The following is a 12,806-nucleotide window of genomic DNA, read 5'->3' as shown; positions in this document are numbered from 1 at the left end:
ACGCGATTGAGCAATCGAGATTCAGTCAAATGACCGATCAAACAGAAGAGATGAAATGCCACAAATAATATGATTTGTGGCATTTTTTTTGATTAAAAAATTTGATAAAAATATTGCATTTTGAAATGCAAGCACTTTTTCATGAACCATGAATTTAACTGGTTGAAAATTAATCGACGATAAAAAGTATTTTATTTTCATAGGTTTATTAAAGCATTATTGAGTTATCCACAATTCTACAAACAAGTTCAGGGGATAACTCTAAGAGAATGATTGAAGCTACGATGGACTTGTTAAAATTTTAGCCATAAAAAACTGCTATCTAAATAGCAGCTTTAAAAATTAAATCAGCATGCTTTATTTTACTATCGCAATAGCAAAACCATCATGTCCTTTGCTACCTACAGTTTGCAAAGCTGTGCATGACAGAATTTTAGGATGGTTTTGCATGGCTTTATACATGTCACGGATCCCTTCAATACTTGGTTTCACATTGTCTGGGTCAAGAATGTCACCAGCACGAATCACGTTGTCCAAAACAATCACTGTACCTGAGTGCGACAGGTTTAAGCTTAATTCTAAATATTCAGGATAGCTTTGTTTATCAGCATCGACAAAAATAAAGTCAAAAGGTTCTGTAGCTTCAGGTAACGCTTTTAAAATATCAGCTGCACGACCACATTTTAATTCAACAGTTTGTTTGAGCTTGGCCTGATCTATATTTTCTTGACCTAAAGCAGCATGCGTTTCACGACCTTCAATTGTTAAAATATAGCCATCTTCAGGTAGCGCACGGGCTAACCACATGGTGCTATAAGCTGCAAAAGTACCTAATTCTAAAACACGTTTGCATTTGTTCATTTGAATCAACATTTGCAATAACATGCCCTGATTTGCGGCAACAGCAAGGTGGTCTGGAAATCCTTTATTCTCAGTGTTTTTTAATGTTTGTATGAGGATTGGATCTTCAGGAATTAAATGTGATTCGATATAGGCATCGATGTCTGACCACATTTGTTGCATGTTATACCACCTAATTGGAGTCACTTCATTTATGTAATGTGCATTTTAATCTTTTAATCGAAGAGTGCAATTTTAATAGAAACTTTTGAGTTAAATTTAATCAACTTGAAAAATCATAAACACATATAGCGAGAAATTCAGCTTTTATTGTTTTAAAGAAGCCTGATCGACTTCTATAAAATATGGATATGAAACTGATTTATGCGGCGAATAATGGGCTAAATCCAACTTTTCTTAATAAACGGCGATACATACTTGAACTGCGGTCAGCAGGGAAGTGCGCCTCAATGGATAAATCTAAAGGTAGATATTCTGGTTTTTGTGTCTCAACGATCAAACGGTCTTCTTCAAAGATTTTAAGGTTGTATTCATAAGCATCTTCTATTGGTAAATCTTGATCATAGTTACGACAAATGGGGGCAAATAATCGAGTACTACGTGCTGTTATGGGCGAGGCAGCATTCATAATGACCTGTTTCGCTTGATTGGGGAAATGAATGGTTAATGTTGCGGTAAAAGGCAAATGAATTTCAAAATGGCGTAACCATTGAAAATCCGCTTGTCCTAATTGATCTAGACCAATTGGGTAACGACCTACATCACTGATATAATCAGCACTAAAACCATACTCTGTTTCTTGCGTGGTGTAATCAGGCACTTCAGTATTTTCTGGGTCACCAAAAGTTTCTGGGTGTACCCATGCAAAATGGGCAACATCGATAAAGCCTTCCAATTGTCGACCAGCAAAGCATTTTAAATCGACTTGAGGACAAACCAGTTGTTGGTACGTGGTCTCATCCCAATGCGGCATGTTTGGAATATTGGCTATATCCTGTTTTTTTGCTAAAAGTGAACACCAGATTAATCCATAACGTTCAACAGCAGCATAGGTTTTTAGGTGGAAACGGTCCGAAATTTTATGATTCGGGTGTGCTGGTATACGATTACATTTTCCATTTTCACCAAAGCGTAAACCATGATAACGGCAAACGATACCTTGACCATCATTTGTTCCGATGCTTAAAGGAACACCGCGATGTGGGCAGGCATCTTTGGCAACAATGATTTCAGTATCTATTTTATAAATGACCAATGGCATATCCAGCAACATGGTTCCGAGTGGTTGCTCAGTAATATCTCTTGCTAATGCAATTGGATACCAATATTGGGCTAAGAGCTGCCAGTCATGTTCGGAGAAACTCATATGAACGGGGAGGTCTGGGTTAAAGCTGTTCAGTGTTTTGCTATTCATATTCAAATCTTTTAGGGAATGCTCATTTGAATATAAAACAATGCTGTGTTCTTTGAAATTTCAATTATTGTGTGGAATGATTAAGAAAAATAGAACACTTGATTGCATAGTAGGCATGCGCAGCGGCGATCATTTATATCTGCTTAGCTGTAATAATCTTTTAACATTTTTCCAAAATTTAATAAAAATGAGCTGACTACAATAAGTGCAATTGAGAAACTGCTGCAAAAGAAAATAATTTTTTGATAATTTAACCTGCAACTATTCATTAAAGGCAAATAGTAGACCTGATACATTGAACGTAAGGTTTGCATGGTTAATATAAATAAACTGATGAAGCTAAAACTAATGACAATATTTTGGATCAGATTGTATTGGCTAATTTGTGCCAATAAAAAGTAAATAATCCAACAACTCATATAGATAATAAACGTGATCATGCTGGCTGAGGCTACCATTTTTAGAAAAGTTTCATGCCATTCTTTACGATTTAATCTGATCATTTAAATTGCTCTTTTTTATTTATTTTAAGGGGTTTTAGATAAGAAAATAAGGCTATCACGACATAGAGTGTCGCTTGAAATGGGTAAACCTTAATACAGCTTTTGTGACATACACATGAAATATTACAATTTGAATTGTAATATCCTCAAATTTAAAAAATAGAACACAGTTGTTTACATATTGAATTTAAAAGATTTTTAATAAAATCAAATGTGAATTATCAAATATCATAAAAGCGTCATAAAGCTGTAACTTATTTGTCATATTTTAAAATCAAAATGCAGTTATCCGAAAAGTACGACACAACAAGAAGTGGTGTACTTCAAAATAGCAGTTTATTTAAGAGAGAAAAGAATGCGCATTAATCACATCGCACTTGCATTAGCAGTTTCAGGGGCAGCAGTAGCAGCAAACGCTCGTGATACCATCCAAATCGCTGGTTCTTCTACTGTACTTCCTTATGCGAGTATTGTTGCTGAAGAATTTGGTAATACTTTCCCTCAATTTAAAGCACCTGTAGTTGGCTCAGGCGGTAGTTCAGCTGGTCTTAAACAGTTCTGTTCAGGTGTAGGCGATAACACAATTGATATCGCAAATGCTTCACGTAAAATTAAAGATACTGAAATCGCAGCGTGTAAAAAAGCTGGCGTAAATAAAGTCCAAGAAATAAAAATCGGTTATGACGGCATCGTTTTTGCTTCGAATGCAAGCAAAGCAGCTTATAAATTACGTCCACAACACGTATTTGCAGCCCTAGCAGCTGAATTACCATCAAATGGTAAATTGGTACCAAACCCATATACACGTTGGAACCAAATTGATAAATCGCTTCCAAATGAGCCAATTACTTTAGTTGTTCCAGCTTCTAACCACGGTACACGTGAAGTGTTCCAAGAGAAAATGGTTGAAGCGGGTTGCGAAACTTACGATTACTTCAAAAAGTTAGACAAAGATGCACAGAAAAAAGCATGCTCTAACTTCCGTAAAGACGGTAAAGTAATTGAAATTGCTGGTGATTATACTGAAACTCTAGCACGTTTAAAAACATCTCCAAGTGCGGTAGGTGTATTTGGCTTAGGTTTCTATGACCAAAACAAAGATAAATTACGTGTTGCGACAGTGAACAACGTTGTTCCTTCTGAGCAAACTGTACTAAATGGTACTTACCCTGTATCTCGTCCTTTATACTTCTATGTGAAAGGTGAGCATTTACAGTCAATCAAAGGCTTAAAAGAATATACTGAATACTTCCTTAACAAGAAAGTATCTGGTAAAGGTTCTAAGCTAGACAAAGCTGGTTTGATTTCATTGTCTGACGCTGAACGTGCAAAAGTATTGGCTGGTTTTAAAGCTGGTAAATAATAAAACCGCAATAATGGAGCTGATGGTGGGTGACTACCATCGGCTTTCCTTGCTAAGTAGAGTTTTTTCAAATCATTAAAATTGAAAAAACGGTGGAGAATACATGAATCTGCTACTCATTGGCGTGTTATTGGCTTTAATCGCTATCGCATATCAAATCGGGCTACGAAAAAGCCGAAGCCTAGCAGGTAAGGGAAATAACACTGCAATTTTACATTCACGTCCTGGCTATTATGGCTCTTTGGTGGCGTTGTGGTGTGGAATTCCAGCTTTTTTAATTTTGATAGTTTGGAACTTGGTAGAACCAAGTGTTTTACAACATCTAATTTTAAAAAATGTTCCAGCAAATATTGCTTCAACGCTAGATACAGCTGGGGTAGATGTACTGGTGGATCGTATTAAAGCAATTGCCTCTGGCTTTGGTGTGACAGATACGCCAGCAGCTTATGAGGTTGCAGCTGCAGAACAACTCTCAAAATTTGAAAGAATTGGCTCGTTTGCAAAGTTTGCTGTAGTAACGTGTGCTGCGATCCTTGGATTGATTTGGGCAAGAAAAAGAATTAGTCAACAATTTCGTGCACGTAACGAAGTTGAAAAAACCATTAACGTTGTTTTGATCCTGTGTTCAGGTGTTGCGATCCTCACGACTGTGGGTATTGTGATGTCGATGTTCAGTGAAGCGATGCACTTTTTCCAGTTTGTCAGTCCAATCGACTTCTTCTTTGGTACAGAGTGGAATCCTGGCTTTAGTACTTCAGGTAATGCTGAAGGAAGTTATGGTTTATTACCATTACTGTGGGGAACACTCATGGTCAGTGGTATTGCACTACTGGTTGCTGTTCCACTGGGTTTAATGATTGCAATTTATCTTGCTGAATATGCATCACCTCGATTCCGTTCATGGGCAAAGCCAACAATTGAAGTTTTGGCGGGTATTCCAACCATTGTTTATGGTGTTTTTGCCATGATGGTGATTGGTCCAATCTTCAAATCTATTGGCGACTCTATTGGCATTGAAGTTAATGCGACCAGTGCTTTAACAGCAGGTTTTGCAATGGGTATTATGATTATCCCATTTGTATCTTCTTTGTCAGATGACATTATCACTCAAGTGCCACGTGCCTTACGTGATGGTTCTTTAGGTTTAGGTGCGACCAAATCTGAAACTATTCGTCAAGTGGTTCTTCCAGCGGCCTTACCAGGTATTACGGGTGCATTCTTACTTGCAGTATCTCGCGCAGTCGGTGAAACCATGATTGTGGTACTCGCTGCTGGTAATAGTCCACTGTTACATATCAATCCACTAGAAGCTGTCTCAACAGTCACTGTAACGATTGTAAAACAATTAACAGGCGATACAGACTTTGCAAGTCCGCAGGCATTGGTTGCGTTTGCACTGGGTTTAACTTTATTTACCATTACATTGTGTTTAAACATTGTCGCACTTTATATTGTGCGTAAATATCGTGAGCAATACGAATGAGTACATCAAATACATCTCCTGTGGATCAAAATGTATTTGATCCTCAAGCTGCCGCTGAGTTGCGAGAGAAACGTAAAGCTAGAATCGCCAGCTCATTGTCAAAACGTCATCGTAAAGAAAAGACCTTCCGTTTTGCTGGCTTTTCAGCAGTGATTATTGGTTTGGCATTTGTTGCAATTTTATTTGGAAGTATCTTATACAAAGGGTTGCCAGCATTTTGGCAAGCAAGTATGACTGTACCTGTGTATTTTGATCCAAGTATGATTGATGCTGGACCAAAACCAACACAAAAAGTGGGCGAATCTCCTGCTGTATTTCAAGAGCGTTATGTCGACTGGCAAACTAAAATGGGTATGGTCGATTGGGATGCATTGATTGTAAATGCAATCATTGTAAAAGACCCTGCACTCGAAAGTCGTCGTGATGATCTGTCAAGTATTTACACCAGTTCAGAAGCATATCGTATCCGTGATATGGTATTTAAAGACCCAGCATTGATTGGTAAAACGGTAGAACTTAATTTCCTTGCTGATGCCAATATTGATGTGTGGTTGGCTGGTCATATCGATCGTTCATTGCCTGATGAGCAGCAACAACTTAGTCCAGAAGTACGTAAACTTTCTGATGACTTGGCTGCGAAAGGGATTATTAACCGTACTTTTAACACGCAAATGTTCACCAACCCAGATTCACGCAGCTCACCAGCAACAGCAGGTTTGGCTGGTGCATTTATGGGTTCATTGTTCATGATGTTAATTGTGATTGCGATTTCTATTCCATTGGGTGTAGCAAGTGCGATTTATCTAGAAGAGTTTGCACCGAAAAACTTTATTACTGACATCATTGAAGTCAATATCAATAACCTTGCAGCAGTTCCATCAATTGTATTTGGTTTATTGGGTGCTGCCATCTTTATTGGTTGGATGCATTTACCTATATCCGCACCTTTGGTTGGTGGTTTGGTCTTAAGTTTAATGACTTTGCCTACAGTGATTATTACCACACGTGCTTCATTGAAAGCAGTACCACCATCAATTCGCCAAGCGGCGTTAGGTATTGGTGCTTCTCGTTTACAAACAGTATTCCACCATGTATTGCCTTTGGCTCTACCGGGGATTATGACAGGTGCGATTATTGGTATTGCTCATGCATTGGGTGAAACCGCACCATTACTATTAATTGGTATGAGCGCTTTCGTTGCAAATATTCCAGTATCTCCATTAGATCAATCTACGGCTTTACCTGTTCAAGTTTACTTATGGCAAGGTAATGAATTACGTAACTTCTTCGAAGGGCGTACGGCTGCAGCCATCATTGTGTTATTGGCACTTATGGTCGGTTTAAACAGCTTTGCAATTTGGTTACGTAAGAAATTTGAAGTTCGCTGGTAAAAGAGGGCAGAATAGAGATGAATACTGTAGAAACTAAAAATTCCTTAAGACAGGATACAACCGTGAATTCTGAACAATCTCAATTTACATCGACTGATAGTAAGCAAAAGCAAGCAAGCACTTCTTTTGTCTCCCAGTTTGAGTCTTCGACACCGAAGAAAGAAAAAAATACAACTGTGAAACTTAGTGCTGAAGACGTGCATGTTTACTATGGTGACGCAGAAGCGATTAAGGGTATTGATCTTCAAGTTTATGAAAATGAAGTAATTGCATTTATTGGACCATCAGGTTGTGGTAAATCAACATTTCTACGTACCTTGAACCGTATGAATGATACGATTGATACTTGCCGTGTAACAGGTAAAGTGCGCTTAGACAACCAAGACATTTATGATCCAAATCTAGATGTTGTGTTGCTTCGTGCTCAAGTTGGAATGGTATTTCAAAAACCAAACCCGTTCCCTAAATCAATTTTTGATAATGTTGCTTATGGGCCTAAACTGCATGGTTTAGCCAAAGATAAGTATGATTTAGAAGAGATTGTTGAAAATAGCTTGCGTAAAGCAGGTTTGTGGGATGAAGTTAAAGATCGTTTAAGTCAGCCAGGTACAGGTCTTTCAGGTGGTCAGCAACAACGTTTGTGTATTGCACGTACGATTGCGGTAAGCCCTGAAGTGATTTTAATGGATGAACCATGTTCTGCACTCGATCCAATTGCAACAGCAAAAGTTGAGGAGTTAATCTCTGAGCTTTCTACGCAATATACAATCGCAATTGTAACCCACTCCATGCAACAAGCAGCGCGTGTTTCTGATCGTACAGCATACTTCCATTTAGGTGACTTAATCGAAGTTAACTCTACAGAGAAAGTCTTTACTCAACCAGATCACCAATTGACTGAAGCTTATATTACCGGCCGTTTCGGTTAAATCGAGTACTGATTAAGTCAAGTTTAGATGTGAAATTAAAGGGCCGAAAGGCTCTTTTTTTATAGATACAGTATATAAACCTCTGATGCAGTGAATTAAATTGATGAGAATGGTGGATCAAAAACAATTAAAAATTTAAGCTCTAAAATAATGAATGGATCGTCTAAACCTATTCATTGATGAGTACTGAAATAGGGGGGAATACGGTTTTCGTTAAGTCTTTTGAATGAAGTATTTTTGTTTAAGTATGGTATTGTCTGAATAAAACCAATCTATTGAGAATGGGTAAATTAGACAAATGCTTTTAAGAAACACATCATTTTAAGCTTTGTGCATTAAATATATTTTTCAGTTAGTGCTTTATTTTATATGCGAATAGCAGTTGATTGTTGTTTGTAATTTTTTGATCTACTCATAGTTGCTTTATATAAAAAAGGAGCTCAAAAGCTCCTTCTTATTACAAATATTGCTTATAGGATATTTTTAATCGATTGGATCTTCACGATGTTGTTCAACTGCTTTAGCATCATAGTGTGCTTTACTTGGATGAGAGAATGCAGCAGCCAGTTTATCTTTATCTAAAGCATTGTCCCAACGTGCCACAACAATCGTCGCACATGCATTACCGACTAAATTGGTCAGTGCACGGCATTCAGACATAAAGCGGTCAATACCTAGAATTAGAGCCATACCTGCAACAGGAACTGCTGGAACAACAGACAATGTTGCTGCTAAGGTAATAAATCCGGCACCTGTAACACCCGCAGCACCTTTAGAGCTGAGCATTGCAACAAGCAACAATAAGATTTGGTCTTGAATACTCAAATCGATATTACATGCTTGTGCAATAAAGAGCGCCGCCATCGTCATATAGATGTTGGTACCGTCTAGGTTAAATGAATAACCAGTAGGAATAACCAAGCCAACCACAGATTTTTCGCAGCCTGCTTTTTCCATTTTACGCATCAAGGATGGAAGTGCGGCTTCAGATGAACTGGTCCCTAAAACTAACCATAATTCATCTTTGATATAGCGAATTAGATCTGTAATTCTAAATCCATTATAACGTGCCACTGCACCCAAAATAACCAGAATAAAGAGTAAGGCAGTGATATAGAATGTCATAATTAAAAGTAAAAGATTTCCAATACTTTCAATACCATACTTACCAATTGTAAATGCCATTGCACCAAAAGCACCAATCGGAGCAAATTTCATCAGCATTCCAACTAAATGGAATACGGGTGCTGTAAGATTGTTTAAGAAGTCTACAATCGGTTGACCTTTTTCGCCTACCGCAGCCAAGGACAAACCAAATAATACAGCAACAAATAGAACTTGCAGGATGTCGCCACTTGTTAATGGACTGACAATGGTTGTCGGAAGAATATTCAGTAAGAAATCGACAATCGAAGCATCATGTGCTTTTTCAGCGTACTCAACAACTTTCTCTGATTTTAATGATGTAGGGTCAATATTTAAACCTTGTCCTGGTTTAATAATATTGGCAACGATCATCCCGACGATTAATGCGAGTGTGGAGAATGTTAGGAAATAAAGCATCGCTTTACCCGTTACTCGTCCTACAGTTCCCATATGTTTCATGCCTGATATTCCAGTGACAACCGTCAAGAAAATAACAGGTGCAATAATCATTTTGACCAGTTTAATAAATGCATCACCTAACGGCTTTAAACTTGCACCAATATCTGGCCAAAAGTGTCCAAGAAGGATACCAAGTACAATGGCAAAAATAACTTGAACATAGAGGATTTGATAAAACTTTTGTTTTTTAGGGGGTAGGTGTTCATCGTGTGAGGAGATATCCATACTCAATCCTTATCCTTGATGTTGATAAAATTAAACATTTTTTAAAGAAATGACATAAAAATGTTCATAAATTTACAAAATGTAATTATTGTTTTTAACGTGTTGATTTTAAATAGTTTAATCAAAATAACAAATATGTTATTTAGATAAAAAGAGCTGGTAAATAACCTAATATAAAAAATCAAAATGTGTGATATATGTTTATTTGTATTATCTGTTTGATATAAACATGTCTATGTTTTTTTGTGTGAATTTGTCATAAGAAAAGCCAGCAAAAGTTCTACCAAGTGGCATTTACGTTTTTTTCGAGTTAAAGTCGCTGAATATGCTGAAATCAGCAATGCTTAACTTAGATATAAAAACTATTAATAAAATCTTAATCTATTCAAAACGCGTATCTTTACTCGAATTTTCATGCGTTTTTAAGTATAAAAAAAAGCTATATATTTCATAACTAAAATTTAGTTATTGTTGTCTGTTATAAAGTGTGTAGACAAAGCTTTTTATCATGCATCAAGTCGAAGTGGACTGGGCTTTGTCGAATTTTTCAAAAAGTGTATTGAAATTTAACTGATCCGTCCGCATCTTATTAGAAAAGCATTTCCTTAAATATTAGAGATTATAAATTCTATGTTATTTCATTTACCCAAAGTACCCGCAGAAATTCGTATCAGTCATTTAAATGCCCGAATTAATGAGCAAAGAAAAAGAATTGCTCAATCTACTGCATCGAAATTGGAACTGTTTCAACTGACTCAACAGTTTGTAAAAGAAGCACGTGTACGTAAAAAAAATAATCAAAAAATCTATGTCTTAGATTTTAAAGGAGATGTACAGGCTTCAGCTGTAGAAAATTTAAGAGAAGAAATTACATTAATTCTTGCGACAGCAAAAGCAGGGCGTGATCGTGTCATTGTTCGTTTAGAAAGCCCGGGTGGTATGGTGCATGGTTATGGTCTTGCAGCTGCACAATTGGTTCGTTTACGCGATGCAGGCTTTAATCTGACGATTTGTGTGGATAAAGTAGCTGCGAGTGGCGGTTATATGATGGCGTGTATCGCAAGTGAAATCGTCTCTGCACCATTTGCTGTGGTTGGTTCAATTGGTGTTGTTGCGCAAGTCCCTAATTTTAATCGACTGTTAAAAGAACATCATGTTGATTTTGAGCTATATACTGCAGGTCAGTTTAAACGTACTGTGACGATGTTTGGTGAAAACACCCCAGAAGGTAAAGCAAAATTTGAAGAAGAGTTACAACAAACGCATCAACTATTTAAGCATTTTGTTGAAAAATATCGCCCGCAACTCAATGTCGAAAAAGTTGCAACAGGTGAACACTGGTATGGTGAAGATGCGCGCAATTTAAATTTAGTGGATAAATTGCAAACTTCAGATGAATACTTGCTGAGCTTATTGCCACAACATGACGTATATGTGATTCAAACACGTCGTAAGCCAACACTTGGCGAAAAGTTAGGTTTACAAGCTGCACAAATGGCAGATGCCTTAATTCCATCCGTTGTGAATAAATTGATGAGTGAGATCACCAAGCTAAATTCTTCTTTACCGATGTTTAAAGACGATAAATTCTAAGTTTTGATTATTCATTGACAACCTAAGGAGTAATTGGCGAAAGCTGATTACTCTTTTTTTATGGAAAAGTCTTTTCTTTATTCGCAAAAATGCTCAGAAAAAATGACCTCATGTGGTCATGACAAGTCCGTAAAAAATGATTAGCATGCTAGGGATCATAAAATCAAAAACTCAGATTGAAAGGAATACAAGACATGTTGGCATATGATGCAGATTTAGAACTTTTTCGTGATAACTTTAAACGTTTTATGAGTGAACACGTTGCTCCATTTTATGAGCAATGGGAAAAAGAAGGTTTAATGCCACGTTCAGTATGGTCATTATTGGGTGAAAATGGCTATCTTTGTGTGGATGTGCCTGAAGCGTATGGTGGTTATGGCGTTCCAACTGAATATTCATTGATGTTGGTTGAAGAGTCTGCGCGTGCAGGCTATGGTGCATTGTCTACCGCGATTTCATGTCATTCAGAAATTGCAGCTCCTTATATTTTGCATATTGCCAACGAAGAACAAAAACAATACTGGTTACCGAAAATGGTGTCAGGTGAAGTGGTGGGCGCAATTGGGATGACAGAACCGGGTGCGGGTTCAGACCTACAAGGGATGCGCAGTAGTGCAATTTTAAATGGTGACCATTATGTTTTGAATGGTTCTAAAACATTTATTTCCAATGGTCAACATGCAGATTTAGTGGTATTGGCAGCAAAAACTGACCCTCAAGCACGTGCAAAAGGTGTGTCACTTTTATTGGTTGATACACATCTAGATGGTTTTAAAAAGGGCACCAACCTCGATAAAATTGGTTTGCATTCTCAAGATACCTCAGAACTGTTCTTTGATAATGTTAAAGTTCCAGCAAATCAATTGTTAGGTAGCGCAGGTCAAGGTTTTGCCTATTTGATGCAGGAGTTACCTCGTGAACGTACTGCAATTGCAGCAACGGCACTTGGTGCAATTCGTGGTGCAATCGATATTACTACTCAGTATGTACAGGAACGTCAAGCGTTTGGTCAGAAAATTGGCAGCTTCCAAAATACTCGTTTTGTTTTGGCTCAAGCAAAAATTGATGAGTTGGCAACAGCAGCATTCTATAACCAAAATTTAGCTTTATATAAACAAAGTAAATTGGATGTTGAAACAGCAGCGGCTTTAAAAAGTTTTAGTACGGATATGCAGATGAAAATCATCGACAGCTTGTTACAACTGTTTGGTGGTTATGGCTATATGACGGAATATCCAATTTCTCGTTTCTTTGTAGATGCACGTATTCAGCGTATTTATGGTGGAACAAATGAAATCATGAAAGAAATCGTGGCGCGTGGCATCATTGGTCGATAATGCATATGTAACGATAATATAAATATAAGCTGTTCATGTTTTTTATGAAACATGAACAGTTTTTTTATTTTGATGGGAATATATTGAGAAAAATCAAATAAA

At 37.2% G+C, this 12,806-nt stretch carries 9 protein-coding genes; 6 read left to right on the top strand and 3 right to left on the bottom strand.

Going from position 1 to position 12,806, the window contains the following annotated elements:
- Positions 1-357 precede the first annotated feature (357 nt).
- A complete protein-coding gene (locus AS4_RS13490) occupies positions 358-1,023 on the bottom strand; it encodes an O-methyltransferase (RefSeq protein ID WP_096734467.1) in 666 nt (221 codons plus the stop codon).
- A 199-nt stretch (positions 1,024-1,222) separates the two neighbouring features.
- Positions 1,223-2,275 carry a Rieske 2Fe-2S domain-containing protein gene (locus tag AS4_RS13485; RefSeq protein ID WP_096734466.1) on the bottom strand — a complete coding sequence of 351 codons (1,053 nt, stop codon included), beginning with the start codon at positions 2,273-2,275 and terminating at the stop codon, positions 1,223-1,225.
- A gap of 858 nt (positions 2,276-3,133) precedes the next feature.
- Here AS4_RS13485 and AS4_RS13475 point away from each other — a divergent pair.
- From AS4_RS13475 to pstB, 4 genes are all read left to right on the top strand, one after another.
- On the top strand, positions 3,134-4,141 hold the full coding sequence (locus AS4_RS13475; protein WP_096734464.1) for a substrate-binding domain-containing protein: 1,008 nt from the start codon (positions 3,134-3,136) through the stop codon (positions 4,139-4,141).
- Positions 4,142-4,244: 103 nt separating this feature from the next.
- Positions 4,245-5,624 (top strand): phosphate ABC transporter permease subunit PstC, encoded by a 1,380-nt coding sequence (gene pstC / locus AS4_RS13470; protein WP_096734463.1) that lies wholly within the window; start codon positions 4,245-4,247, stop codon positions 5,622-5,624.
- Positions 5,621-7,015 carry a phosphate ABC transporter permease PstA gene (gene pstA, locus AS4_RS13465; protein ID WP_096734462.1) on the top strand — a complete coding sequence of 465 codons (1,395 nt, stop codon included), beginning with the start codon at positions 5,621-5,623 and terminating at the stop codon, positions 7,013-7,015. Before pstC ends, pstA begins: the two co-directional genes overlap by 4 nt.
- A gap of 17 nt (positions 7,016-7,032) precedes the next feature.
- Positions 7,033-7,944 carry a phosphate ABC transporter ATP-binding protein PstB gene (gene pstB, locus AS4_RS13460; RefSeq protein WP_004719228.1) on the top strand — a complete coding sequence of 304 codons (912 nt, stop codon included), beginning with the start codon at positions 7,033-7,035 and terminating at the stop codon, positions 7,942-7,944.
- 483 nt (positions 7,945-8,427) lie between these two features.
- Here the strand turns inward: pstB and AS4_RS13455 are convergent, their stop codons facing one another.
- Positions 8,428-9,774, bottom strand: a complete 1,347-nt coding sequence (locus tag AS4_RS13455) for a dicarboxylate/amino acid:cation symporter (protein ID WP_096734461.1) — start codon at positions 9,772-9,774, stop codon at positions 8,428-8,430.
- Positions 9,775-10,404: 630 nt separating this feature from the next.
- Here AS4_RS13455 and sohB point away from each other — a divergent pair.
- Together sohB and AS4_RS13445 are read left to right on the top strand one after the other, a co-directional pair.
- Entirely contained in the window at positions 10,405-11,367 is a 963-nt protein-coding gene (sohB, locus tag AS4_RS13450) for a protease SohB (protein ID WP_004822565.1), read from the top strand.
- 194 nt (positions 11,368-11,561) lie between these two features.
- A complete protein-coding gene (locus AS4_RS13445) occupies positions 11,562-12,704 on the top strand; it encodes an acyl-CoA dehydrogenase family protein (protein ID WP_004719235.1) in 1,143 nt (380 codons plus the stop codon).
- The last annotated feature ends 102 nt before the right edge of the window (positions 12,705-12,806 follow it).

It is taken from the genome of Acinetobacter guillouiae, assembly GCF_002370525.2.
Classification (GTDB): domain Bacteria; phylum Pseudomonadota; class Gammaproteobacteria; order Pseudomonadales; family Moraxellaceae; genus Acinetobacter; species Acinetobacter guillouiae.
The sequence above is the reverse complement of the archived record's forward strand: the minus strand, read 5'-3'. Positions and strand labels throughout refer to the sequence as shown.

Coding starts and splice junctions, on each gene's coding strand:
- AS4_RS13475 (WP_096734464.1), top strand. CDS start 3,134: ATGCGCATTAATCACATCGCACTTGCATTAGCAGTTTCAGGGGCAGCA.
- pstC (WP_096734463.1), top strand. CDS start 4,245: ATGAATCTGCTACTCATTGGCGTGTTATTGGCTTTAATCGCTATCGCA.
- AS4_RS13490 (WP_096734467.1), bottom strand. CDS start 1,023: ATGCAACAAATGTGGTCAGACATCGATGCCTATATCGAATCACATTTA.
- AS4_RS13455 (WP_096734461.1), bottom strand. CDS start 9,774: ATGGATATCTCCTCACACGATGAACACCTACCCCCTAAAAAACAAAAG.
- pstB (WP_004719228.1), top strand. CDS start 7,033: ATGAATACTGTAGAAACTAAAAATTCCTTAAGACAGGATACAACCGTG.
- sohB (WP_004822565.1), top strand. CDS start 10,405: ATGTTATTTCATTTACCCAAAGTACCCGCAGAAATTCGTATCAGTCAT.
- pstA (WP_096734462.1), top strand. CDS start 5,621: ATGAGTACATCAAATACATCTCCTGTGGATCAAAATGTATTTGATCCT.
- AS4_RS13485 (WP_096734466.1), bottom strand. CDS start 2,275: ATGAATAGCAAAACACTGAACAGCTTTAACCCAGACCTCCCCGTTCAT.
- AS4_RS13445 (WP_004719235.1), top strand. CDS start 11,562: ATGTTGGCATATGATGCAGATTTAGAACTTTTTCGTGATAACTTTAAA.